Annotated in this window: 26 protein-coding genes, 1 pseudogene and 1 riboswitch; of the genes and pseudogenes, 14 read left to right on the top strand and 13 right to left on the bottom strand. The window is 70.5% G+C overall.

The window, feature by feature from the left end:
• Positions 1 to 10 precede the first annotated feature (10 nt).
• From galK to ACGGCP_RS17895, 4 genes are read right to left on the bottom strand one after another with little or no spacing between them, the layout of a single operon-like run.
• Positions 11 to 1,153 (bottom strand): galactokinase, encoded by a 1,143-nt coding sequence (gene galK / locus ACGGCP_RS17910; protein WP_392967452.1) that lies wholly within the window; start codon positions 1,151 to 1,153, stop codon positions 11 to 13.
• Positions 1,140 to 2,111, bottom strand: coding sequence for a UDP-glucose 4-epimerase GalE (gene galE, locus ACGGCP_RS17905; RefSeq protein WP_392967450.1), 972 nt, complete (start codon positions 2,109 to 2,111; stop codon positions 1,140 to 1,142). The genes galK and galE overlap by 14 nt, the downstream gene beginning before the upstream one ends.
• Complete coding sequence (gene galT / locus ACGGCP_RS17900) at positions 2,108 to 3,202, bottom strand: galactose-1-phosphate uridylyltransferase (RefSeq protein ID WP_392967448.1); 1,095 nt, start codon at positions 3,200 to 3,202, stop codon at positions 2,108 to 2,110. Before galT ends, galE begins: the two co-directional genes overlap by 4 nt.
• A complete protein-coding gene (locus tag ACGGCP_RS17895; RefSeq protein ID WP_392967447.1) occupies positions 3,199 to 4,026 on the bottom strand; it encodes a DeoR/GlpR family DNA-binding transcription regulator in 828 nt (275 codons plus the stop codon). Before ACGGCP_RS17895 ends, galT begins: the two co-directional genes overlap by 4 nt.
• A 118-nt stretch (positions 4,027 to 4,144) precedes the next feature.
• Here ACGGCP_RS17895 and trpS point away from each other — a divergent pair, with 118 nt between their 5' ends.
• From trpS to ACGGCP_RS17850, 9 genes are all read left to right on the top strand, one after another.
• On the top strand, positions 4,145 to 5,161 hold the full coding sequence (gene trpS, locus ACGGCP_RS17890; protein ID WP_392967445.1) for a tryptophan--tRNA ligase: 1,017 nt from the start codon (positions 4,145 to 4,147) through the stop codon (positions 5,159 to 5,161).
• Positions 5,161 to 5,739, top strand: a complete 579-nt coding sequence (locus tag ACGGCP_RS17885; protein ID WP_392967443.1) for a 2'-5' RNA ligase family protein — start codon at positions 5,161 to 5,163, stop codon at positions 5,737 to 5,739. The genes trpS and ACGGCP_RS17885 overlap by 1 nt, the downstream gene beginning before the upstream one ends.
• A 140-nt stretch (positions 5,740 to 5,879) precedes the next feature.
• Positions 5,880 to 6,302 (top strand): hypothetical protein, encoded by a 423-nt coding sequence (locus tag ACGGCP_RS17880; RefSeq protein WP_392967441.1) that lies wholly within the window; start codon positions 5,880 to 5,882, stop codon positions 6,300 to 6,302.
• A gap of 3 nt (positions 6,303 to 6,305) precedes the next feature.
• Complete coding sequence (locus ACGGCP_RS17875; RefSeq protein WP_392967439.1) at positions 6,306 to 6,635, top strand: hypothetical protein; 330 nt, start codon at positions 6,306 to 6,308, stop codon at positions 6,633 to 6,635.
• 4 nt (positions 6,636 to 6,639) lie between these two features.
• Complete coding sequence (locus ACGGCP_RS17870) at positions 6,640 to 7,137, top strand: hypothetical protein (protein WP_392967437.1); 498 nt, start codon at positions 6,640 to 6,642, stop codon at positions 7,135 to 7,137.
• A gap of 6 nt (positions 7,138 to 7,143) precedes the next feature.
• The gene (locus ACGGCP_RS17865; protein WP_392967435.1) at positions 7,144 to 7,791 is read left to right on the top strand and encodes a hypothetical protein; all 648 of its coding nucleotides are present in this window, start codon (positions 7,144 to 7,146) and stop codon (positions 7,789 to 7,791) included.
• A 31-nt stretch (positions 7,792 to 7,822) separates the two neighbouring features.
• Positions 7,823 to 8,467 (top strand): hypothetical protein, encoded by a 645-nt coding sequence (locus tag ACGGCP_RS17860; RefSeq protein WP_392967433.1) that lies wholly within the window; start codon positions 7,823 to 7,825, stop codon positions 8,465 to 8,467.
• Positions 8,468 to 8,507: 40 nt separating this feature from the next.
• The gene (locus ACGGCP_RS17855) at positions 8,508 to 9,041 is read left to right on the top strand and encodes an SUKH-4 family immunity protein (RefSeq protein ID WP_392967431.1); all 534 of its coding nucleotides are present in this window, start codon (positions 8,508 to 8,510) and stop codon (positions 9,039 to 9,041) included.
• The gene (locus ACGGCP_RS17850; RefSeq protein ID WP_392967429.1) at positions 9,041 to 9,559 is read left to right on the top strand and encodes an SUKH-4 family immunity protein; all 519 of its coding nucleotides are present in this window, start codon (positions 9,041 to 9,043) and stop codon (positions 9,557 to 9,559) included. Before ACGGCP_RS17855 ends, ACGGCP_RS17850 begins: the two co-directional genes overlap by 1 nt.
• Positions 9,560 to 9,638: 79 nt before the next feature.
• Here ACGGCP_RS17850 and ACGGCP_RS17845 read toward each other — a convergent pair whose 3' ends face one another.
• Positions 9,639 to 9,992, bottom strand: coding sequence for a zf-TFIIB domain-containing protein (locus ACGGCP_RS17845; protein ID WP_392967427.1), 354 nt, complete (start codon positions 9,990 to 9,992; stop codon positions 9,639 to 9,641).
• 194 nt (positions 9,993 to 10,186) lie between these two features.
• Here ACGGCP_RS17845 and ACGGCP_RS17840 point away from each other — a divergent pair, with 194 nt between their 5' ends.
• Complete coding sequence (locus tag ACGGCP_RS17840; RefSeq protein ID WP_392967425.1) at positions 10,187 to 10,519, top strand: hypothetical protein; 333 nt, start codon at positions 10,187 to 10,189, stop codon at positions 10,517 to 10,519.
• A gap of 46 nt (positions 10,520 to 10,565) precedes the next feature.
• Here ACGGCP_RS17840 and purH read toward each other — a convergent pair whose 3' ends face one another.
• The 4 genes and pseudogenes from purH to ACGGCP_RS17820 all read right to left on the bottom strand — a co-directional run bounded on the left by purH (position 10,566) and on the right by ACGGCP_RS17820 (position 14,953).
• Positions 10,566 to 12,107 (bottom strand): bifunctional phosphoribosylaminoimidazolecarboxamide formyltransferase/IMP cyclohydrolase, encoded by a 1,542-nt coding sequence (purH, locus tag ACGGCP_RS17835; RefSeq protein WP_392967423.1) that lies wholly within the window; start codon positions 12,105 to 12,107, stop codon positions 10,566 to 10,568.
• Between the two features lie 27 nt (positions 12,108 to 12,134).
• Positions 12,135 to 12,298: riboswitch (ZMP/ZTP riboswitch) on the bottom strand.
• A 78-nt stretch (positions 12,299 to 12,376) separates the two neighbouring features.
• Positions 12,377 to 12,865: pseudogene (locus tag ACGGCP_RS17830) on the bottom strand (VanZ family protein); the annotation flags it as partial.
• A gap of 35 nt (positions 12,866 to 12,900) precedes the next feature.
• Positions 12,901 to 13,512, bottom strand: coding sequence for a phosphoribosylglycinamide formyltransferase (purN, locus tag ACGGCP_RS17825; protein WP_392967421.1), 612 nt, complete (start codon positions 13,510 to 13,512; stop codon positions 12,901 to 12,903).
• Positions 13,499 to 14,953 carry a DUF6350 family protein gene (locus ACGGCP_RS17820; protein WP_392967419.1) on the bottom strand — a complete coding sequence of 485 codons (1,455 nt, stop codon included), beginning with the start codon at positions 14,951 to 14,953 and terminating at the stop codon, positions 13,499 to 13,501. The genes purN and ACGGCP_RS17820 overlap by 14 nt, the downstream gene beginning before the upstream one ends.
• Positions 14,954 to 15,068: 115 nt before the next feature.
• Between ACGGCP_RS17820 and ACGGCP_RS17815 the strand changes: the two genes are divergently transcribed.
• Positions 15,069 to 15,506, top strand: a complete 438-nt coding sequence (locus ACGGCP_RS17815; RefSeq protein ID WP_392967417.1) for a thermonuclease family protein — start codon at positions 15,069 to 15,071, stop codon at positions 15,504 to 15,506.
• 49 nt (positions 15,507 to 15,555) lie between these two features.
• Here the strand turns inward: ACGGCP_RS17815 and ACGGCP_RS17810 are convergent, their stop codons facing one another.
• The 3 genes from ACGGCP_RS17810 to ACGGCP_RS17800 form a co-directional block, all read right to left on the bottom strand.
• A complete protein-coding gene (locus ACGGCP_RS17810; protein ID WP_392967415.1) occupies positions 15,556 to 16,266 on the bottom strand; it encodes an MIP/aquaporin family protein in 711 nt (236 codons plus the stop codon).
• 99 nt (positions 16,267 to 16,365) lie between these two features.
• A complete protein-coding gene (locus ACGGCP_RS17805) occupies positions 16,366 to 17,013 on the bottom strand; it encodes a LuxR C-terminal-related transcriptional regulator (protein ID WP_392967413.1) in 648 nt (215 codons plus the stop codon).
• On the bottom strand, positions 17,001 to 18,308 hold the full coding sequence (locus tag ACGGCP_RS17800) for a sensor histidine kinase (RefSeq protein WP_392967411.1): 1,308 nt from the start codon (positions 18,306 to 18,308) through the stop codon (positions 17,001 to 17,003). The genes ACGGCP_RS17805 and ACGGCP_RS17800 overlap by 13 nt, the downstream gene beginning before the upstream one ends.
• A gap of 194 nt (positions 18,309 to 18,502) precedes the next feature.
• Between ACGGCP_RS17800 and ACGGCP_RS17795 the strand changes: the two genes are divergently transcribed.
• The 3 genes from ACGGCP_RS17795 (at position 18,503) to ACGGCP_RS17785 (ending at position 22,242) form a co-directional block, all read left to right on the top strand.
• Entirely contained in the window at positions 18,503 to 18,730 is a 228-nt protein-coding gene (locus ACGGCP_RS17795; protein WP_392967409.1) for a hypothetical protein, read from the top strand.
• Complete coding sequence (locus ACGGCP_RS17790; protein WP_392967407.1) at positions 18,727 to 19,494, top strand: ABC transporter ATP-binding protein; 768 nt, start codon at positions 18,727 to 18,729, stop codon at positions 19,492 to 19,494. Before ACGGCP_RS17795 ends, ACGGCP_RS17790 begins: the two co-directional genes overlap by 4 nt.
• Before the next feature lie 186 nt (positions 19,495 to 19,680).
• On the top strand, positions 19,681 to 22,242 hold the full coding sequence (locus ACGGCP_RS17785) for an FtsX-like permease family protein (protein ID WP_392967405.1): 2,562 nt from the start codon (positions 19,681 to 19,683) through the stop codon (positions 22,240 to 22,242).
• Between the two features lie 77 nt (positions 22,243 to 22,319).
• Here the strand turns inward: ACGGCP_RS17785 and ACGGCP_RS17780 are convergent, their stop codons facing one another.
• Positions 22,320 to 23,765, bottom strand: coding sequence for an MFS transporter (locus ACGGCP_RS17780; protein ID WP_392967403.1), 1,446 nt, complete (start codon positions 23,763 to 23,765; stop codon positions 22,320 to 22,322).
• Positions 23,766 to 23,783 lie beyond the last annotated feature (18 nt).

The raw sequence follows: 23,783 nt of genomic DNA, 5'->3' as shown, positions 1-23,783 counted from the left end.
TCGCATTCACTTAGCTGACGCGGTGCGCTCCCGCGGCCGCGCGGGCCACGAAGACGCGCGGGGTCGGCAGGCCGTTCGCGGCCGCCGCCTCCAGCACCGCGGCCTCGACCTTCGCGGCCGCGGCCGACTCGACGAGCGCGATCGCGCTGCCGCCGAACCCGCCGCCGGTCATGCGCGCGCCCAGGGCGCCCGCGCCGAGCGCCGCGTCCACGGCCGAGTCGAGCTCGACCGAGGAGACCTCGTAGTCGTCGCGCAGCGACACGTGCGAGGCGGTGAGCAGGTCGCCGATCCCGGCCACGTTGCCCCGCTTGAGGATCTCAACGGTCTTCAGTACCCGCTCGTTCTCGGTGAGGATGTGGTGCATCCGCCGGTTCAGGCGCTCGTCGTCGAGCTTCGCGTGCTTCGGCGCGTCGCGCAGGAACGGCACGCCGAGCTGGCGGGCCGCCTCCTCGCAGTCGGCACGGCGCAGGCCGTACTCGCCGTCGACGTGCCGGTGCGGGGCCTGCGTGTCGATCACGAGCATGACCAGGTCCTCGGCGGCCAGGTCGAACGGGACCTGCTCGCGCGAGAAGTCCCGGCAGTCGAGGAACATGACGTTGCCCTCGGTGCACAGCAGCGAGGCGGACTGGTCGAGGACGCCCGTGGGCGCGCCCACGTACTCGTTCTCGGCCTTCTGCGCGATGCGCGCGGCCTCGGCGCGGTCGATCTCGTGGCCGTACAGGTCCGCGAGGGCGATCAGGACCGCGCACTCGAGCGCGGCCGAGGACGACAGGCCCGCGCCGTGCGGCACGTCGGAGTTCACGGCGACGCGCACCGGCCCGACCGGGTAGCCCGACTCGTTCAGCGCCCAGGCGGTCCCGGCGAGGTAGGCGGCCCAGCCCTCGACGCCTTCGAGGGAGTCGGAGCGGACCGTCGAGCCTTCGCCGTACGTCGAGTGGAACTCCCAGGAGTCCGACTTCGCGACCGCGACCGCCGCGTAGAACGGCAGCGCGAAGGGCATCACGAAGCCCTCGTTGTAGTCGGTGTGCTCGCCGATGAGGTTCACGCGGCCGGGCGCGGCCCAGGTCCCCTCGGGTTCGGCGCCGAAGACGTCGCGGAAAGCGGCCGCGGCGGTCTCGGCGAGTTCGACGGCGTGGAGGTCAGGAGTGGGCATGCTGGTAGTACTTCCAGGCGTCGGCGACCATGCGGTCGAGGGTGTCCCGGCTGGGCTTCCAGCCGAGTTCGGTGTGCGCGCGCTCCGAGGAGGCGACGAGTTCGGCCGGGTCGCCGGCGCGGCGCGGGCCGATGGTCACGGGGAAGTCCACCCCCGTGATCTTCTTGACGGTGGCGACGACCTCCTTGTTGGAGAAGCCGTTGCCGTTGCCGAGGTTGTAGATCTTGTGCTCCCCGGCCTCGGCGGCCTTGAGCGCGAGGAGGTGCGCGTCGGCGAGGTCGGCGACGTGGATGTAGTCACGGACGCAGGTGCCGTCCGGGGTCGGGTAGTCCTCGCCGAACAGGCCGAACGACTCGCGCTTCCCGGCGGCGGCCTCGAACGCGATCGGGATGATGTGCGTCTCCGGCTCGTGGTTCTCGCCGTGCCAGACACCGCTCTTGTCCTCGTAGGCGCCGACGACGTTGAAGTAGCGCAGGGAGACCGCGGCGAGGCCGTAGGCGGTGACCTCGGAGGCGATCGCCATGTCGCTGGAGAGCTTCGTGGCTCCGTAGGTAGAGGTGGGGGCCTTGACGGCCTCCTCCTTGATGGGGACCTCGAGCGGGTTGCCGTAGACCGCGGCCGTGGAGGAGAACACGAGGGTCTTCACGTTCGCCTCGCGCATGGCGTCGAGGAGTGCGAACGTTCCGGCCGTGTTGGCCTCCCAGTAGATGTCCGGCTTGGCCATCGACTCGCCCGCGGCGATGAGGCCCGCGAAGTGCAGGACCCCGTCGAAGGTGGCGTCGAGGACCTCGCGGGCGTCGCGGACGTCCTTCTGCACGAGCTGCGCCCCGGCCGGGACGCGGGAGGCGTCGCCGGTCGAGCAGTTGTCGAGCACGACCACGTCGTGGCCCGCTTCGAGCAGCATCGTGGCGACGATCGAACCGATGTAACCGGCGCCGCCGGTGACGAGGTACTTCACAGTGCTCCTTTGAGAATGTCAGCAGACGTCTCGGGGCCCAGGTCGTGGACCCAGCCGCCCATCACGGACTCCGAGGACGCCAGGAACTTGACGCGGCCGGGGCCGCGGCGGATCGAGACGAGTTCGAGGCGCAGGCGGCCCCACTCGCGGTCCTCGCCGACCGGCGCCTGGTGCCAGCCGGCCATGTACGGCATCTGCTCGCCCGGGTAGGCGGCGTCGCAGCGCTTGAGGATCTCCAGGTAGAGCGGCGCGAACGCGTCGATGTACTCCTCGGGCAGCTCGGCCAGGTCGGCGAAGCGGGCCTTCGGGTAGACCTGGACCTCGAAGGGCCAGCGCGCCGCGTACGGCGTGAAGGCGATCCAGTGGTCGTTCTCGGCGATGACGCGCGGGCCGGCGGACTCGGACGCGATGATGTCGTCGAAGAGGTCGCGGCCGGTGGTCTCCTTGTGGCGCTTGGCGGCCGCGAGGTACTTGCGGGTCTGCGGGGTCACGTACGGGTAGCCGTAGATCTGGCCGTGCGGGTGGTGGAGGGTCACGCCGACCTCGACGCCGCGGTTCTCGAAGCAGAAGACCTGGGCGATGTCGCCGCGCGCGGAGAGCTCGGCGGTGCGCTGGGCGAGGGCGCGGACGATGAGGGCGACGCGTTCGGGGCTGAGGTCCACGAGCGAGGAGTCGTGGTCGTCGGAGAAGACGACGACCTCGCAGCGGCCCGAGGCGGGCACCGAGCTCTCGAGGTTCGCGGGGGTCTCGGTCGGCGCGAGCGGGCCGGGCTCGGCGAAGCCGCCGAAGCTGGGGAAGCGGTTCTCGAAGACGGCGACCTCGTAGTCGGGGGCGGGGATCTCGGTGAGCTCGTCGCCTTCGCTCGGGCAGAGCGGGCAGGCGACGGGCAGGTTGGGGCGGCCGGAGCGCCCGGCCGAGACGGCCACCCACTCGTCGCGGAGCACGTCGTAGCGCAGTTCGCCGGCGCTGACGCGGTCGCCGAGGTCGCGCTTGTCGGCGTAGGCGGCGCGGCCGGTGCCCGGCCCGGTCGAGTAGTAGAGGATCTGGCGGCCGTCGGCGAGGTCGCCGGACTCCATGTTGAAGTCGGTCATGGTCTCTTCTCGGTGGTGTTCGTGCGTTTCCCGGGGCCGTGGTGTTCGGCCGGAACCGGAGCGAGCACGACCTGGTCGACGTGTTCGCGCAGTTGGCGCCGGGCCTCCTCGTCGAGGAGGGAGTCGGTGACGATGACGTCGGCGTCGTCGATGGACGCGATCGTGGCGATGCCGACGACGTCGAACTTGGTGTGGTCGGCGACGACCACGAGGCGGCGACCCTTCGCGGCGAGGGTCGCGACGGTCTCGGCCTCGAGGAGGTTCGGGGTGGTGAACCCGGCCCGCAGGGACATGCCGTGGACGCCGAGGAAGACGGTGTCGACGTTGACCTTCTCGAGGGAGGCCACCGCGAACGGTCCGACGAGCGCGTCCGAGGGGGTGCGGACGCCGCCGGTGAGGATGACGGTCTGGTCGGCGCGGCCGGCGCGGTAGAAGACGTCGGCGACGGGGACCGAGTTGGTGACCACGGTGAGGTCGGGGACGTCGGTGAGGCGGTGGGCGAGGGTCCAGGTGGTGGTCCCGGCCGAGAGGGCGATGGCCTGGCCGGGGCCGACCAGGGTCGCCGCGGCGTCGGCGATGGCCTGCTTCTCGGCTTCCTGGCGGACCTGCTTGACGGCGAAGCCGGGCTCGGTGGTGGAGCCGAAGTCGACGGCGGTCGCGCCGCCGTGGACCTTGGCGACGAGGCCGCGGTCGGCGAGGGTCTCGAGGTCGCGCCTGATGGTCATGTCGGACACGCCGAACTCTTCGACCAGTTCCGCAACGCGGACCGCACCGGTCCGGTGGACGCGTTCGGCGATCCGGCTCTGTCGCTGTTGCGCCAGCATGCCGCCTCCTCATGTTTCGAGAGCAGAGTGCTCAAGATCCAACACAATTAAACATCAGGATCGGCGGCGCCGCAATACCGGGTGGCCGCCTTCTCGGCGTGGATGTCAGAATCGGTCCATGACCACTGCCGACCGCAAACCGCGCGTCCTGTCCGGGATCCAGCCGACCTCGGACTCGTTCCACCTCGGGAACTACCTGGGCGCGATCCGGCAGTGGGTGGCGATGCAGGACTCCACGGACGCTTTCTACTTCGTCGTCGACCAGCACGCGATCACCGTCGATCACGACCCAAAGGTATTGCACCAGCGCTCACGCGTGAGCGCCGCTCAGCTCCTGGCGCTGGGCGTCGACCCCGAGCGGTGCACGCTGTTCATCCAGTCGCAGGTGCCCGAGCACGCGATGCTGGCGTGGATTCTGAACACCGAGACCGGTATGGGCGAAGCGTCGCGCATGACCCAGTTCAAGGACAAGTCGGCCAAACAAGAACGCACAACCGTCGGGCTGTTCACCTACCCGATCCTCCAGGCCGCCGACATCCTGCTCTACAACACCGACCAGGTCCCCGTCGGCGAGGACCAGCGCCAGCACCTGGAGCTGACCCGCGACCTCGCGATCCGGTTCAACACCACGTACGGCCAGACGTTCACGGTGCCCGAGCCCTACATCGTCAAGGAGACCGCGACGATCAAGGACCTCGCCGAGCCCGAGAAGAAGATGTCGAAGTCCTCGCCGTCGCCGCGCGGGTGCCTGTACCTGCTCGACGAGCCGAACCAGATGCGCAAGAAGATCAAGAGCGCCGTCACCGACTCCGACGCCGAGGTGCGCTACGACCCCGAGCACAAGCCGGGCGTGTCGAACCTGATGAACATCTACGCCGCGCTGGGCGCCACCACGCACGAGAAGCTCGAGTCCGAGTACGCGGGCCGGGGCTACGGCGACTTCAAGACCGACCTCGCCGAGGTCGTGGCCGACTACCTCGGTCCGATCTCCATCCGCACCAAGGAGTTCCTGGCGGACAAGGCCGAGCTCGACCGCATCCTCACCGAGGGCGCGGTGAAGGCCCGCCACGTCGCCTCGCGCACACTCGCCAAGGCCTACAAGAAGGTCGGCTTCTACCCGCCGGTGGCGCTTTAGTGGCGCCGACCGGCACGGCCGCACGGGGCGTCACCGTCGGCGTGGCGATCCCCGTGCCCTCGCCCTGGCGGCAGGTCCTCGACGACGCCCGGATCGCCTCCGGCGACCCCCTCGGCGGCATCGTCCCCGCCCACCTGACCCTGTTGGGCCCCACCGAGCTCCCGCCCGGCGGCCTCGACGCGTTCAAGGCGCACCTGGAGGCGGTCGCCCTGGCCTGCCCGGCGTTCACCCTCCACTTGCGAGGCACCGGGAGCTTCCGCCCGGTGACGGACGTCGTGTTCGTCGCCGTCGCGGAAGGCATCGCGGTCTGCGAGCAGCTGGAGTCGGCGATCCGAAGCGGGCCGATGCAGCGCGAGCGGTCGTTCCCGTACCACCCGCACATCACGATCGCCCAGAACGTCCCGGCCTTCGCGCTCGACCAGGCCTTCGACTCGATGTCCCGCTTCGAGGCCAAGTTCCGCGTCGACGCCTTCACGCTCTACACCCACCCGAGCCCGGGAGCCTGGACCGGCGAGACCCTCGCCGGAGCCCCCATCCCCTGGACCCCGAAGGCCACCTTCCCCCTCGCCGGGAACTGAAGGGCCGCAAGCGCGCCTATACGCACGTCAAGCGAGCTTCACCGGTCGGCCACCCATGCCGTCCAGTGCCGTCCGATCTCCGACCTCCTTGTTGCCGGTGGGATTTATGATGAATCCCCACCGGAACGCGAGGAGTCTTCATGACCGGCGAAACATCTTCGGGAACCCCGTTCGCGGAGGTCCTCAAAGAGACCCTGGCACTGTCCAAACAGGTACAGGCCAGCCAGAACGCCGACCCCGGAGAAGGCGATCAGGTCGTCGAGCGCGCCGAAGGCCTGATCAAGGTGACGGCGAGCTCCAACGGCGAAATCCGCATCACCCTGGACCCCAAGGCAATGCGCATGGGCTCCGAGTTCATCGGCGAAGAGCTGTCCGGTGCCGTCAACGAATCGCTCGCCGCGCTGAACGAGCAGCGGCTCGCCGCCCAGAACCTCGACCTCGACGCGATCAACCAGCAGGTCGAAGCCCTTCAGGAACAGGCCAGCGCCCAGCTCAACAACTTCATGGACGGCATCCTCCGCGCCCACCAGGCCGCGGGCGAGTCGGAAGCGGGCAAGGAGTAACCCGTGGCGGGATCGATCGACATGGACCCCGACCTCCTGGCCGAGATCCAGACTCAGCTCACCACCGTCGGCGACGACTTCAACACCATCGCCGAGAACTTCGTCGGGAAGATGGAGGCGCTCTCCGAAGCCTACGGAGGCGATGAGGTCGGCGGCCTCATCCTCGGCATTCACCAAGAGGTGCTCACCGCCTTCCAGCAGTGCCTCCAGGACGCCGGCGCCGACATCGACGCCGTGGGCTCCATCCTCGGCGAGGTCGGCACGGTCACCCGTGAGCTCGACGACGAAGTGGCCGGTATCTTCAACGAACTCCTCGGCGACCTGGGGGCCTGATCGCATGGTCATCAACCTGCCTCCCCAACTGGGGGAGATTCTCAACATCCTCGGCTTCGACTGGCCCGCATCGAATGAAGACCAGCTCTTCGAGATGGGTCAGGGCTGGATGGAGGTCGCCGGAGAGATCGACGCGAAACTCCAAGAAGCCGCCCAGAGCGCCCAGCGGGCCTGGGCCGACAACGTCGGCCAGAGCATCGACGCCTTCAAAGAGTGGTGGGAGGCCGACGACTCCCCCGCCGAAGCCCTCCGCACCGCCGTGTCCGGCGCCAACCTCGGCGGCGCTGCCCTCATGATCTGCGCAGGCATCGTGCTGGCGTTGAAGATCGCCGTCATCGTCCAGCTCGTGCTCCTGGCCATCCAGATCGCCGCCGCCATCGCCGCCGCGGCCGCCACCCTGGGCATCGCGGGAGCGGCGCTCCCCGCCATCTACGCCCTGGGGCGCAAGATCATCTCGAGCATCCTGCAAGAGGTCGTCATGCGACTGGCGATGGGGGCGTAGGACGCGATGGCCTGGAAACGCGCACCCGGAACCCCCTCATCGCAGCTCGCCACCCCGGCGATCCGGAAACTGCTGCTCGGCCGCAAACTCGAATACAAGGCGCGAGGCCACGCCGACCGCCCGATCTTCGACAAAGGCTCGAACAACAACCTCGCGATCCCGAACAAGCCGACCTACAACCCCGCGACCAAGAAATGGACGCTGCACGTCCAGCGGCACGAGGGCTGGAACGCCAAGGACTACCGCAAGAAGACCGACGCGATGATCAAGGCCGGCAGGGACGGCAAGCTCAAATATGTGAAGAATACCAAGCCGGAACGCAAAGGCGCCCAAGGCAAGAAGCGCGACCTTCAAGAGGAGAAGGCGATCCGCAAGGCCATCAAGATGGAGGATCGCGGCAACGTCGAAGGCGCGCAGAAGTACCTCGACAAGCGTCTGCGCACCCTCGACACCCAGGAAGCCGACCACATCAGGGAGCTGCAGATCGGCGGCAAAGACCTCCTGCACAACAACCTGCGCATGATCGACGCCGAGACCAACAACGGCATGGGCTCCCAACTGCGCAGCCAGATCGTCCAGGCGACGAACATGGGCATGAAGAACGGCGACCTCATCGAGATCGTCGAACTCCCGGGGATCCGCCGTAACATATAGGCGCCGACGGACCGTTTGCTGAAAGGGCACGATGAGCACCGACTTCGAGCAGATCACAGCGAAGATCGACTACCTACTCTCCCGCGACGACATCGCCTTCCCTCCGAACGTCTACTGGGACTGGAAGACCGAAGGGCTGCGGGAGCCGCTCACCGACGAGAGCCTCACCCCCCAGGAACGGCTCCTCGCCGTATGCGACGACCTGCGCATGGGGCAGCTGTGGTTCTACGGAGCCGACCGCCGCCGCGAACGGCTGGTCGACGAGTCCGAGACCGAGTGGGCCGGCGACCACGACTGGATCATCATCGGCGAGTCCGCGCTGGCCGAGACGACCGCGATCCTCCTCCACGCGCGGACCGGCGAGGTCGCGTTCTACGACGCCGACGCCTGGGACTGGGACCTGCGGGACAACTTCGTGTTCGTCAAGCAGTCCCTCGCCGCCTTCGTCGACGAGGTCGCGCTCGGTCTCGACTACCAGCTCCTCTACTACCAGAACCTCGAGGAACTGGCCGAGGTCCTCGGATTCGAGGACGACGAGTTCCAGGGCATCGAAGCCGACCCTTGGTACCATCTCCTGCGGGAAATGCGAGCGGACCTCTCCGGCGACGCCGCCGTCCCACGCGACAGAAGGCAGGAACTCCTCCGCCGCCTCGAAGCCGACGAGGACGAGGACTGATCCGCGGTCGCGGTCCGACGAGAGCTGAATCGAGAGGCACATGCCCACCCGCGAGGAATACCTGGAGCTGTGGGGCGAGGAGAACACCGTCCCGGTCCCCGTGGCCGAATGGCGGTCGAAGTTCGCGGCCCCGGCCCCGACCTGGCCGGAGGTCGACCTGCTGCCGATCGACATGTCGGTGGCGTTCACGTCCTACATCGACGGCGAGTACGACCTGTTCGACGAGTTCGAGATCCGCTACGAGGAAGAGGGCGACACCCAGACGTTCCTCATCCTCGGCAAGATGCCCGAGACGGCGACCTCGTTCTTCGTGCTCGACCCGGACACCGGTGTCATCCACCTCATGGACCCCGAGGACATGACGCTCGAGACGGTGAACGCGACCTTCGCCGCGTTCGTGCGGTTCCTCTACCGGTTCGCGCAGTTCGTGGAGGCCGACGAGGGCGAGGAGAACCGCCCGGCCAAAGCCCAGGTCCTGGAACGCGAGCTGAAGGCGATCGACCCCAGCGCGTTCCAGCGCCGCGACAACTGGTGGAACATGGTCGTGCTCCTGCTCAAAGGCGAGCTCGACTGATGGAACTGGATCCGAAGACCGCGTTCGTATGGACGCCCGACGACCTCATGGAGCTGCCGCGCCGCGGCCTCGTCGAGCTCGGGGTGCCCGCCGACAAACTGCCGGACGAGGACTGGGTGCCGCGGCGGCTCGCAGGCTTCTACGACGCCGACGCGATACCGGAGCCATTGCATGCGTTCTCGGTGATCCAGTTGCGGGCCGGTTCCATGACGATCGACGCCAAGCTCGTGGTCCTCGGCATCGTCCCCGGATCCCCCGGCCTCCTGTACCTCCTCGACACCGGGACAGGCGAAGTACTGCAGTTCGACCGGAACACCAACGGCGTCCGCGGGGTGAACTCCTCGTACCGGTGGTTCGTGGAGTTCCTGTGGCAGTTCGAGGCGCGGAAGAAGCAGACGGGCGCCGAACGCTTCGCCGACGTCCTCAACCCCGGCTTCCGCGCGACCCTCGACGGCATCGACCCCTTCGCCTTCCAAGCGGACCAGTGGTGGCCGGGCGTCTGGAAGGAACTGGGCTGATCTCGCCGCAGGGCAGGCGGGCAGACGACTAGGACCGAGCGGCTGGTGCCGTTCGGTCCTCGGGCGTCGCCGCTTCGGGCTAGAAGTCGAAGAGGTCTTCGAAGACGCTCTTCTTTTTCTTCTTCTTGTAGTAGTAGTCGTCGCGACGGTGGTCGTCGTAGTGGTCGCGGCGGTGGTCGTCATGGCGGCGGTCGTCGTAGCGACGGTCGTCGTGACGGCGGTCGTCGTATCGGGGGTCGCGCGGCGGCGGGCCGGAGGGCGCGACGGCGGCGGGCGGGCCAGCGTGGAACGACTGCTCGAACTTCATCAGGTGCTCGAGCTCGCCGCGGTCGAGGAAGATCCCCTTGCATTCGGAGCACTGCTCCACGACCACGCCGTTGCGCTCGTACTGGTGCATCGGGTTCTGACATTTCGGACAGAGCATCTGCATCATGACAACAACCTATCGTGAATTCCGCATGGATGCCTAACCCCAAACGGCCTCTCCACCTGTGAGTTCTCACAGTTAGAACGGCAGGAGTCGAGAATCCGACGAACGGCGTCCAGCCGTCGACACGGGCACGGAGTTCATGCCAGCGTCGTTCTGGTGCGGGCAATCCCCGCAAGTCGACTGAAATGGAGTAGACCGTGAAACGAATGATGATGGGGTTCGTCGGACTCGCTGCCGCCGCCGCGTTCACCGCCGGGACGGCGTCCTCGGTGCAGGCCGCGGAACCTGCGGCGACCGCGATCTGCTCGGCCGTCGCCGACGAGAACCGCGCGGTCTGGGCCGGGCCCGGCACCTCGGGCGGCACGGTCGGCTCGGTCGTCGCGAACCGCACCTACGACGCCGACTGCGCCCTCGTCCCCGGCCAGTCCTACACCGCGTGCGGCGCGACCACCAGCCAGTGGGCGTACGTCAACTACGCGGGCGACGAGTGGGGCTACGTGCCCAGCTCGTGCGTGACCTGGGCTTCGTAGACAGGCGAAGGGCCGCACGGACATCCGTGCGGCCCTTCGGAAGTGCCTAGTGGGTGAAGTGCCTCGTGCCGGTGAGGTACATCGTGATCCCGGCTTCCTTCGCCGCCGCGATCACCTCTTCGTCGCGGACCGAGCCGCCCGGCTGCACGACGGCCTTGACGCCGCCGTCGATGAGGATCTGGAGCCCGTCGGCGAACGGGAAGAACGCGTCGGAGGACGCGACCGAGCCGCCGGCCCGCTCGCCCGCGCGCTCGACCGCGAGCTTCGCGGAGTCGACGCGGTTGACCTGGCCCATGCCGACGCCGACCGAGGCGCCGCCGGAGGCGAGGAGGATCGCGTTCGACTTCACCGAGCGCACCGCGCGCCAGGCGAACGCGAGGTCGGCGAGGGTCGCCTCGTCGGCCGCGTCGCCCGTGGCGAGGGTCCAGTTCGCCGGGTCGTCGCCGTCGGCGTCGATCCGGTCGGGGCGCTGCGCGAGCACGCCGCCCGAGATCGGCTTGAGCTCGAGGTCGGCCGGGACCCACTCGGGGGCGCGGAGCAGGCGGATGTTCTTCTTCGCCGAGAGGATCGCGAGCGCCTCGTCGGTGAACGACGGGGCGACGACGACCTCGGTGAAGATCTCGGCGATCTGCGCGGCGGCCGCGGCGTCGATCTCGCCGTTGGCGGCGATGACGCCGCCGAAGGCGCTGACCGGGTCGCACTCGTGCGCGGCGCGGTGCGCGGCGGCGATCGAGTCGCCGACGGCGATGCCGCACGGGTTGGCGTGCTTGATGATCGCGACGCACGGCTCGGTGAAGTCGTGCGCGGCGCGCCAGGCGGCGTCCGCGTCGGTGTAGTTGTTGAAGCTCATGGCCTTGCCGTGCAGGACCTCGGCCTGCGCGAGCCCGGCCGCGCCCGGCGCGGCGTAGACGGCGGCGGCCTGGTGCGGGTTCTCGCCGTAGCGGAGGTCCGCGAGCTTGGCCATGGGGACGGCCTGGAAGTCCGGGAGCGCATCCTCAGTGGACTGCTCGGCGAGCCAGGTGGCGACGGCCGCGTCGTAGGTCGCCAGGTGCGCGAAGGCCTTGGCGGCCAGGCGGAGCCGCTCGGCGGCGGTGGTGCCCTCGACGGCGGCGGTGCGCACGAGGTCGTAGTCGGCCGGGTCGACGACGACGGCGACGTTCGCGTGGTTCTTGGCCGCGCCGCGGGTCATGGAGGGCCCGCCGACGTCGATCTTCTCGACGATGTCGTCGAAGCCCGCGCCGGAGGCGACGGTGTCCTGGAACGGGTAGAGGTTGCCGACGAACAGGTCGAACGCCTCGATGCCGAGCTCGGCGAGCTGCTCCCGGTGCGATTCGCGGCGGACGTCGGCGAGCATCCCGGCGTGGACCTTCGGGTGGAGGGTCTTGACGCGGTCGTCGAGGATCTCGGGGAAGCCGGTGAGGTCTTCGACCTTGGTGACGGGGATGCCGGCCTTACTGATGCGCGCGGCGGTCGAGCCGGTCGATACGAGCTGGACGCCCGCTTCGTGGAGGTCTGCGGCGAGTTCGACGACGCCGGTCTTGTCGAACACTGAGATGAGGGCTCGCTGAATGCGCTTCCGCTCGGACATGAATGCACTGCTCCTGATGGTCTATATGACTGCGGCCCAGGCGTTCGACCGCAGTAACAGGTTCAGCAGTGCCGCTCCCTGGTGGTGCTCCACCCAAGTGCGTCTTCGTCGGGTTTCCCCTCAACAACGAGCTGCCCGGTCCGTGCCACGGGAAACTTCGGAAGACGACTTCGCCAGTCGCGACGAGCCGAGCGTAACACGGCCGCTCCGGCCTCCGGCTCGACGACCGTGCGTGAGCGTCGCCACCACGGACGGGAGCAGAGGGCGGCCAGGACCGCGCCGGCCGCGTTCATGAGCGCGTCGTCGACCGAGACGACCCGGCCGTTGAGGAACGCGAACTGCAGGGCCTCGAGGGCGACGGCGGCCAGGACGGCGCCGACGGCGACCTGGCCGAGGCCGATCCTGAACCGGACGGGCAGGAAGAACCCGGCGGCGGCGAACACGAACAGGTTCCCGGCGAGCTGCTCGACGATGCGGCGCGGCGAGGCGCCGACCAGGTCGGCGAGGTCGACGAGCGGGACGAGCTGGAGCGCGTTCGCGCCCTCGCGGGGCGTCAGGCCGAGGAACAGCAGCGGCACGGAGCCGACGACCGCGCCGACCTCGGCGAGCGAGTGGAGCCAGGCCTCGCGGCGCGTGCGGCCCCGGCGGATGCGCCAGGCCGCGAGCGCCCAAGCCGTGGCGAACGCGAACGGCAGCAGGGCGAAGGCGACGTAGAGGGTGTTCGCTTCGAGGGAGTTGACGGCGAGGGGCGGGGTCATGCCCGGAACCCTAGCCGAGCGCGTCGCGTCCGGCGCTAGCCGAGGCGGACGCGGTGGCCTTCGACGGTCCAGCCGCCCTTGACCATGCGGCCGACGGAGGCGACCAGCTGGGCGCGTTCGGCTTCCTTGATGCGCTCGGTGAGGGAGTCGACGGTGTCGTCGTCCTCGACCGGGACCGCGCACTGGGCGATGATCGGGCCGGTGTCGACGCCCGCGTCGCAGATGAAGAGGGTCGCGCCCGCGAGTTTGACGCCCGCGGCGAGGGCCTCGCCGGGGCCGTTCATGCCGGGGAACGCCGGGAGCAGCGAGTTGTGGGTGTTGATGTAGCGGCCGGGGAACGCGGCGAGGAAGCGCGGGCCGCAGAGCTTGAGGAACCCGGCGGAGACGACGAGGTCGGGCTCGTAGGAGGCGACGTCGGCGGTGAGGGCCTCGTCCCATGCGTCGCGGGTCGCGTAGTCCTTGACGCGGTGCACGAACGTGGGGATGCCGACCTTCTCGGCGCGCTCTTGGCCGAAGGTGCCCTCGCGGTCGGCGCCGACGGCGGCGATGACGGCCCCGTAGGCGGGGTCGGCGCAGGCGTCGATGAGCGCCTGGAGGTTCGAGCCGGAGCCGGACACGAGGACGACGAGCCGCTTAGGTGAGGTCACGTGAGTACGGTAACGCGTCGTCGCGGCTCGGCGCGGGTTCGGGGATGACCACCGTGTCCCGACGCACGAGCTCGGCTTCGGCGGCGCGGCGGTGGACGGCGAAGAGGCGGGCGACGAGGGCCGCGCCGACGAGGCCGATGAGGAACTGGACGCCGCCGACCCCGGCGACGGCGAGCGGGTCGGGCCCGATGTCGGCCATGAGGCCGGTGCCCGCCGCGCCTCCGGAGAGGTAGGCGAGGACGCCGAGGACGAGGGCGGCGGTCGCGGCGGCCACGATCCCGGCCGTCGTCACGCGCGGGACGCGCAGGTCGGGCGAGCGGTAGGTGAGGACGACGCCGAACACGGCCGCGAGCATCAGCGGCAGTCCGATGAGGATGGTCGCGTACTCGGGCAGGGGCGCGCTCGGGACGGCCGCGAAGACGGGGAAGGCCGGGAGCGGGCCGAGTTCGACCAAGGAGGTCTGCACGGCCGTGTCCGCGCCGACGGCGAAGCCCGGGCCGGTGATGTACGCGGCGGCCCAGACCGCGCAGTTCGGCAGGTAGACCAGGCTGAGGAGGGCGACGATCCAGGACTCGGACCCGTAGAGCGCCATGGTGTCGGCGACGACGGGCCCGCGCACGGCGAACGCGACGCCGGTGGCGGCCGCGCCGCACGCGAGGAGCGCCCCGGCGGTGATCATGCCGGTGCGCAGGCCGCGCCGCATCCACACCGAGGCGGTGTCCCACGGGAGGACCCCGGCCTCACGGGCCGCGCCGAACGCGGTGGCGGCGATGACCAGCGGCGCGGCGTGCAGGAGCGCCTGGAGGAGGTCGACGTCGAAGGGCCCGGTGGCGCACAGGGCCGCGGCGCCCGCGACGAGTCCGGTGTAGAGGATCGTGATGAGCCCGGCGGCGGCGCGCACGGCGGCGGCGTCGCGGCCCCCGATCGCGCGGGTGGTCCCAGCGGCGGCCTTCGCGAGCCGCCAGAAGACGAGGGCGGTGAGCGCGAGCGGGGCGACGCTCAGGTGGATGGGTCCGATGTCGACGGGCACGCCGTGCCCGGAGAGCCACGCGATCCCGGCGGCGGCGACGACCTGCGAGACGGGGCCTTCGGCTCCGGCCTGCCACCAGCCGAGGATGACGACGACGAGGATCGGCGTGAACACGACCGTGACGGCCCAGACGGTCGTGGCGAGCGCGGACGCGAGGAGCGCTCGCGGTCGCTTCGCCTTGGCGCGCTTGGCGTACGCGGCGGTGTCGACCACTTCGGTGTCGGCGGTGCGGCCGCGCTGCGGCGGCGCGGCGTCGGCGGAGGCGTCCCCGGACACGGTGACGCCCCGCTTCGGCGACGCTTGCGAGCCGTCGATGCGCCCCTTCGGCGACGCTTGCGAGCCGTCAATGCGCACGGTGTCCCGCTGCGCGGACCCTGCTCTGCCAGGGCGTCGGTTCGGTCGTCGCTCCACGCCGACCAGTCTGTCACAGCCGGGCACGTCCAGCGCGGTTCCCGTCCACGGCTTCGGAATGCGAGGATGGCAAGGAAACGTCCGGCTACTGGGGCCGGCCGGGAGGAGGCACCACATGGAAGGTCCGGGCGACTTCTACGCGACGGTGGACGTGGTCGACGTGGTCGACGGCGACACGTTCCGCGCCGTCATCGACGGCGAGAAGGTCCGCGTGCGCATCATGGGGATCAACTCCCCCGAGTCCGGCGGCTTCCGCGAGGAGGAGGACTGGGGCGCCGAGGCGAAGGCGTACGCGCGCAAGAAGCTCGAGGGCCGCACCGTGCACCTCTTCACCGACCCGGGCGACCCCGCCTACGACCAGTACGACCGGCTGCTCATGCACGTGGTCATGGAGAACGGCATGAACTACGCCGTCCTCGCCGTCGCCGAGGGCATGGCGCACACGTACATCCTGCGCCACCAGGAGCTCGTCATCGGCGACACGCTCCGCAAGGCCGAGAAGCTCGCGAAGGCCGAGCGGCGCGGCATGTGGTCCTCGAAAGTCCACGACTGACACGCGAACGGGCGCTCCCTCCTGCGAGGGGGCGCCCGTCGGCGTCTGCTCAGAACTCGGAGGTCGCGGGCTCCTGCACCCGCACGGGCCGCCCCGGGCGTTCGCCCGCGTACAGCAGCGGCTGCACGACCGCGGCGAGGACGCCGCCGACGAGCGGTGCGAGCAGGAACACCCACACGTGCTCCAGCGGCTCGCCCCCGGCGAACAGGGCCGGGCCGAGCGAGCGGGCCGGGTTGACCGAGGTGCCGGTGAGCGGGATGCCCACGAGGTGGATGATCGCCAGCACCAGGCCGATCGCGGCCCCGGCGACGGGCGTCTCGCCGCGGTTGCTGGTGACGGCGAGGACGGTGAAGACGAGCAGGAACGTCAGGAACACCTCGATGACGATCGCGCCGGTGAGGTTCACGGTGGCGCCGTAGTCGTTCGCGCCGAGCGCCCCGGTCTGGTCGGTGACGTCGCCCGCGGTCGTCATGAACTTGAGCATCGCCGCGCCGGCGATGCCGCCGACGAACTGGGCGATCCAGTACTTGACGGCCGTCGCGGCGTCGATCCGCTTGGCCAGCAGCGCCCCCAGCGTGACCGCCGGGTTGACGTGGCAGCCGGAGATCGGCCCGACCGCGTACGCGAGTGCGAACAGCACCAGCCCGAACGCGAACGCGACCCCGGTGAACCCGATCGTGTCGATGCCGTAGACCGCCGCCCCGACGGCGAAGAACACCAGGCAGAAGGTGCCCAGCAGTTCGGCCCAGAATTCGCGCATGTCATCCCCCTACGTCGCCGAAGCTTCGTGTTCGAGGGTCGCAGGATCGGCGATCACATGTGCGGTTTCAGCACATTTAGGACTGATGGTGCGACGAATTCAGGCGCGTTCGAGGTAGTGGAGGACGGCGGCGACGCGGCGGTCGGTCTGGTCGTCCGGGGTCAGGTCGAGCTTGAGGAAGATGTTGCGGATGTGCTTGTGCACGGCGTTCTCGGTGATGAACAGCCGCTGCGCGATCGCCTGGTTGCCCAGGCCCTCGGCCATGACCGACAGGACCTCCTTCTCGCGCGGCGTCAGGCGCTCGATCGGGTCGTCGGCGCGGCGCTGCGCGAACAGCTGCGCGACCACCTCGGGGTCGATCGCGGTGCCGCCCTGAGCGACCCGGTGCAGGGCCTCCACGAACGCGTCGACGCGGCCGACGCGTTCCTTCAGCAGGTAGCCGACGCTGCGCGCGCCGTCCGCGAGGAGGTCGGTGGCGAAACTCTGCTCCACGTAGGCGGAGAGGACGAGCACCGCCAGGCCCGGGTGGGCGCGGCGGGCGGCCACGGCCGCCTTGATGCCCTCGTCGGTGTGGGTCGGCGGCATCCGCACGTCGACGACCGCGATCTCGGGCCGGTGCTCCTCGACGGCGGCGAGGAACTCCTCGGGCCCGCCGACGGTGGCGACGACCTCGAAGCCCTCCCCCTGCAGCACGAGGTTGAGGCCCTCGCGCAGGAGGAAGTCGTCCTCGGCGATCACGATCCGCATGGCAGCTCCACTCTGATCTCGGTCGGCCCGCCCGCCGGGCTCTGGACGGACACGGTCCCGTCGAGCGCCTCGACGCGCCGCGCGATCCCGGCAAGCCCCGAGCCGGAGGCGGCGTCGGCCCCGCCGCGGCCGTCGTCGGTCACGGTCACCGTGAGCGTATTCCCCCTGCGCCGCACGTCGACCGACGCCTTGGTCGCACGGGAGTGCTTGGCCACGTTCGTCAGCGACTCGGCGGCCACGAAGTACGCGGTGGCCTCGACGCTCGCCGGGCACCGGCCTTCCACGTCCACCTCGAGCGTGCACGGCACCGCGCAGTCCGAGGCCAGCGCGCTCAACGCCCCGGCGAGGCCGCGGTCCTCCAGGACCGGCGGCAGGATCGAGCGGACGACCGCCCTGAGTTCGGCGAGTGCGCCTTCGACGGTGTCCTGGGCGCGTTCGAGGATCTGGTCGGCGCGCGCGGGGTCGCGTTCGATCTCGCGGCGGGCCGCGCCGATGAGGACGTTGACGCCGACGATGCGGTTCTGCGCGCCGTCGTGCAGGGCCCGTTCGATGCGGCGCAGCTCGACCGCGTGCGCGTCGAGGGCGGCCGCGCGGGTCGCGGTCAGGCGCGCGACCTTCTCGGACAGGTCCATGCCCGGGTCGGGGCCGAGGAAGGCCGTGCCGGGCTTGGTCTGGAGTTCGAGGATCTTGGTGCCGAACAGGATCCACAGGGCGAACACGGCGACGCCGGTGGCGCAGCCGAGGAGCGCGGCGGTCGCGGTCTCGGCCTCGACCAGGCCGTTGAGGATGTACTGCTCGGAGTCGGGGGCGAGGAACCACCACAGCGGGTAGGTGACGTCGTGGACGGCGGTGAACGGCATCTGGAGGAGCAGCGCGCCGAGGATGAGGCCCCAGGTGCCGTGGATGACGAGCCAGGTGAGGTCGCGGCGGACGCTCGGGTCGGCTTTGAGCTCGCGGAACGTGCGGGGCGCGTCGACGTACGGCCCGAGGTAGGGGGTCTTGACCTCGTGGCCGAGGCGGCGCAGCCGCCCGCGTTCGAGGCCTGCGACGGTGCGCACCCAGCGGGCCATGGGGCGGATGAGGAACCGGCCGATCCCGAGGAACGCGAGCACGGTGGAGAGCAGGAGCAGCGGGATCGTGTACAGCGCGAGGAACGCGAACCCGGCGCCGACGATGCCCCACCCGGTGGCGCGCAGCGACGCCTGCAGGAGCGCGACGATGTCGGCGGCCTCCCCTTCGGGGCGCAGCTGGGCGTCGACCCAGGCCTTCGCCTGCCGCAGCCTCGTGCGGACCATCCGCGCCCTCCTCTCGGTCGTCGTCGCGGAACCGACTTTGAAACCTACCCGGGGTTTCGCGGATCGGCGGTAGTGCTGGCTGTACCTCCGGGGCTGTACCAGGCCCCACCGTGAATCGGCCAGTCAGCGTCATTGGGCCGCACCGTGTTTCGCCATAGCGTTTCCCTTATCCGATCCCGTTGGAGGGCAACGCCATGAACGACCAGTACCGCATCACCGAACCGCCGCCGCAGCAGGGCGGCGTCGGGCACTTCACGATCATGACCGTCGCGCTGTGGATCGGCGTGGTCGCCGGGTTCGTGCTGAACACGGGCCTGCAGGCGGTCGGGCTCCACTTCGCGGCGATCCCGTTCGGGGCGATCGCGCTGGGCTGCGGCATCGCGCTCATCGTCCGCGCCGTGAAGACCCGGAACCGCCGATGAGCACGCTCGCCGCCCCTCGCCCGGCCGCGCTCGCCGACACGGGCCGGCCGCCCGCGCTGCTGCTGCGCGACGTCTCGAAGGTCTACGACGGCGCGCACACCGCGCTCGACCGCGTCTCGCTCGAGGTGCGGCGCGGCTCGTTCCTGGCGGTCATGGGCCCGTCCGGGTCCGGCAAGTCGACGCTGCTGCACTGCGCGGCCGGGCTCGACACGCCGACGTCGGGCGAGGTCCTCATCGGCGGGACCGAGATCGCGAAGCTCAACGAGAACCAGCGGACCCGGTTGCGGCGCAGCCGGATCGGGTTCGTGTTCCAGTCGTACAACCTGCTGCCGTCGCTCACGGTGGAGGAGAACCTGACGCTGCCGCTGCGCCTGGCCGGGACCCCGGCGGACCAGCGCTGGCTGCGGGACCTGGTCGAACGGGTCGGCATCGCGGACCTGCTGCACCGCCGTCCCGGGGAGCTCTCGGGCGGCCAGCAGCAGCGCGCGGCGATCGCACGGTCGCTCGCGGCCCGCCCGGAGGTGGTGTTCGCGGACGAGCCGACGGGGGCGCTCGACCTCGACACCGCCGCCGAGGTCCTCGACCTGCTGCGGGAGCTGGTGGACGACTCCGGGCAGACGGTCGTCATGGTCACCCACGACCCTGCGGCGGCCGCCCGGGCCCACGCGACCGCAGTGGTCGCCGACGGCCGCATCGAGCACTACATGCCGGGTGCGAGCGCCGAGCAACTGGCAGCGCTCCTCGCCGGACTGCGCAGGCGCTGACCGCGCGTCGCCGTGCGCAAGGCAGCAGGCCGTGTCGCTCGCGGCGGAGCGGAGGCATGTTGCGCCCGCCCGGCGCTGCCGGACCGCAGCCGCGACTCCTCACCGACCCCAGTACTGACCTGAAAGCCCGGCGGCGAATCGGCCCGCCGCGCGACCGCCATTCCCTCGACAACGGAGGCCCTGACCGTGCCACGCACGCAACCCGAACGCCCGGCAGCGGACCGGCGCTCCCGCCGGTCGGCGAAGGCCTCGCCCGCGTTTCCGATGCTCGGGCCGTCGCTCTCGATGGCCCGCAAGCGGATCGGCGGGCTGATCGCCGTCGCGTGCGCCGTGCTCGGCGGCGCGGCGATGGTGACCGCCACGGCCGTCCTCGCCGAGACCGGCGCGTCCTCGCACCTGCCCGCCGAGCGCCTCGCCTTCGCGGACCTCGTCATCGCGGCCGACCAGGCCTACCCGCTCCCGGAGAACCCCGACCTGCCGTTCAGCGAGCGCGTGCCCGTCGCGGCCGACCTCGCCGCGCAGGCCGCCGCCGTCCCCGGTGTCGCAGCGGCCGTCCCTGATCTCTCCTTCCCCGTCGACCTGACCACCGGCACCGGCACCGGTGCCGTCGTGGAGGGCCACAACTGGGAGACCGCCGCGTTGTCCACAGACCCTGTGGACGGCGTGGCCCCGACCGGTCCCGGCGAGCTCGTCCTCAACGCCGCGACCGCCAGTCGACTCGACGTCACCGTCGGTGACTTCATCACGGTAGCAACAGGGTCCGACATCGCCCCTGAACTCGACGAATACCGCGTCACCGGGCTCACCGACGCCCCCGGCGTACACTTCGACCCCGCCACCGCGACCGCGCTCGCCGCGCACCCCGGCGGCGGCGTCGACCTCATCGCCGTCACCGTCGACGGCGACCTCGAGACGGTCGAAGCCGCCCTCGCCGACGCCCTCGCGGGCGAAGGCGTCAACATCGTCACCGGCGAGGCGCTCGGCGACGCCGAGACGCTCGCGGGCGGCACCGCGCGCGGCGAACTCATCGCCCTCGCCGGGGCCCTCTCCGGCACCGTCGTCCTCCTCGTCGGCTTCATCACCGCCGGAGCGCTCTCCGTGTCCGTCGCGAACCAGCGCCGCGACCTCGCGCTCCTGCGCGCCGTCGGCGCCACGCCCCGCCAAGTCAGGCGGCTCATCGCCACCCAGGCCAGCGCCGCGGCACTCGTCGCGCTCGTCCCCGGCATCGCCCTCGGCTACGTCCTGGCCGACGGCTTCATCGCCGTCCTCACCGAAGCGCAGCTCGTCCCCGCCGCACTCCCGTTGGCGGCCAGCCCGATCAGCGGCCTCGCCGCCGCCGTCCTCCTGCTCGCCACGGTCCAGCTCGCTGCGCGCGGCGCGTCCCGCCGGACCTCGAAGATGCCCGCCACCGAAGCCGTCGCCGAATCCCGCGTCGAACCGCGCCGCCCCGGGGCCGGACGCACCGTCGCCGGGTTCGCGCTCCTCGGCATCGCGCTCGCCCAGTCGGTGCTGCCGCTGTTCGTGCGCAACGAGGCCGCGTTCATCTCCGCCGCCACGGCCACGATGATGGCCGTCATCGGCCTCGCCCTCGCCGGGCCCGTGATCGTCAAGGCGGTCACCGGGATCGCCCGCCGACGCCTCGACGGCGCCACCGCCGCCCCGGTCTGGCTGGCGGTCAACAACAGCCACGCATACGCGCTGCGCACCGCCGGGTCGGTCACCGTGCTCGCGCTCGCCATCGGCCTCACCACGACGCAGGTGTACAGCCAGACCACGCTGACGCGCACCATCGCCGACGAGATCGCGGCAGGATCGGCCGCCGACGCCACCGTCACCGGCCCGCTCACCGCGAGCGACATCGCCGACCTCGCCGCGCAGGACGGCGTCGACGCGGCCGTGCCGCTCGTCGCCACCACCGTCATCCGCGAGTACGACCTCATGGGCGACACCGAAGCCGAGGTCACCCCGGCGCTCGCGCTCGGGCCCGGCACCGACCGCGTCATCGACCCGGACGTCGCCGACGGCAGCCTCGCCGACCTGCGCGGCGACACCGTCGCCGTCAGCGCCGGGACCGCGCAGCTGTGGGACGTCGGCGTCGGCGACCGCCTCGAACTCGTCCTCGCCGACGGCACCACCACCGAGGCCGCCGTGGTCGCCGTCTACGAACGCGGCTTCGGGTTCGGCGGCCTCATCGCCTCCACCGACCTCCTCGCCGCACACAGCGGACCGCGCCTGTACGACACGGCCCTCGTCAACGGCGACGCCGCAGCCGCGACCGATTGGGCCGCAACGCAACCCGGCGTCACTGCGACCCCGGGCGACACGGCGCTGCGCGCCCCGACAGGGATCAGCCCCGACCAGTGGATCAATCTGCTCGTCATGCTCGCCATGACCGGGTACGTGCTCCTCGGCGTCGGCAACAGCCTCGCCGCCTCCACCACGCGGCGGCGCGGCGAGTTCGCGGCGCTGCGCGTCATCGGCGCGACCCCGCACCAGGTCCGCCACATGGTCCGCCGCGAAGCCCTCATCACCGCCGCCATCGCCGTCGGTGCGGGCCTGCTCGTCTCCGTCCTCCCCATGTCCCTCTTGGGCATCGGCTTCATGGGCGAGCCGTGGCCGCAGGGCCCGCTGTGGGTGGTCCCGGCCGTCGCCGCGGTTACCACGGCCATCGCGTACGCCGCCGTCGCCATCCCCACCCGCCAGGCCTTGAAGGTCCCGCCGACCATGGCGCTGGCGACCGTCGACTGAATGCAGGGGAACCGGGAAACACAGTGGGGGCCACCGTTTCCGGTGGCCCCCACTGTGCGGGTGTTGTTATGGAGTTCTCAGGCGGCTTCGACCGCGGCGCGGCGGCCCAGCAGCGCGGTGGCGCTGGCGAGGAGGCCGACGATCGCGACGACGGTCACGAGGTACAGGCCGGGCCGGTACTGGTCGAGGTTGGTGGCGATGCCGCCGGAGATGAGGCCGGTGGCGATGGCCAGGACGACCGCGCCGCCGATCTGGCCGGAGGTCTGGACGAGGCCGGAGGCCAGGCCCTGCTCGTCGTCGGCGATGCCTTCGGTGGCCTGCACCATGGTCGCGGAGAAGCCGATGGCGAAACCGAGGCCCAGCAGCAGGAACGAGGGCAGGTAGTCCAGGAAGTAGGCGGGCTGGGGGTCGCCGGCGCGGATCAGGAACCAGATGTAGCCGAGGACGAACGAGGTCATCGAGGCGATGATCATCGGCGTGGTGCCGAAGCGGTCGATGACCTTGCCGGCCTGCGGGGACAGGATCGCGACGATGATGCCGGCGGGGGCCAGCGCGAGGGCCATCTGCAGCGGGTCCCATTCGAGCGTGTTCTGCAGGTAGAGGGACACGATCGTCTGGAAGGAGATGTAGGAGCCGAAGATGGCCATCGCGGCGAGGTTCGCCCGCACGATCGACTTGACCTTCAGGATGCCGAGCCGGATCAGCGGCTCTTGGATCTTGTTCTCCACCACCAGGAACGCGCCGATGAGGATGACCGCGGCGGCCGTGGTGGCGATGGTGAGGGCGGTGAAGCCGGTCTCGGGGACGGTGACGATGGTGTAGACCGCGGCGAGCATGCCGCCGGTGAGGAGCGCGGCGCCGCCGAAGTCGATGCGGCCGTGCTCAGGGGCGCTCTTGGGGACCACGAAGAAGGCCAGGATGATCACGCCGACCACCAGGACGGTGGGCACGTAGAACGTCAGCCGCCAGTCGATGCCGGTGAGCAGGCCGGAGACGATGAGGCCCGAGGCGTAGCCGGTGGCGCCGAAGACGGTGAAGAAGGACAGCGCCTTGTTGCGGTCGTGGCCTTCCTTGAACGTGGTGGTGATGATCGAGAGCGCGGCCGGGGCGGTGAACGCGGCGGCGACGCCCTTGACGATGCGCGAGGCGATGAGCAGGCCCTCGTTGTCGACGAGGCCGCCGACGAGGGACGCGATGCCGAAGACCACGAGCGCGGTCAGGAAGACCTTGCGGCGTCCGAGCAGGTCGGACATGCGTCCGCCCAGGAGGAGGAGGCCGCCGTAGCCGAGGATGTAGCCGTTGACGATCCACTGGAGCGAGCTGGTCTCGAGGCCGAGTTCGGCGCCGATGGACGGGAGCGCGACGCCGACCATGGAGACGTCGAGCGCGTCGAGGAACATCGCGAGACCGGCGACGAACAGGACGGCCCACAGCTTTGGCCCCCATCGGCTCGGGGCATGTGATTCGGGATCGGGGGTGTCGGGGAGGTCGTCGGTGCGGGGCTTGCTTTCGGTGATCGTCATGCCGAGAAACTTACATGC

It is taken from the genome of Glycomyces sp. NPDC048151 (assembly GCF_043202775.1).
Classification (GTDB): domain Bacteria; phylum Actinomycetota; class Actinomycetes; order Mycobacteriales; family Micromonosporaceae; genus Glycomyces.
This window is presented reverse-complemented; position numbering and strand designations above follow the sequence as displayed.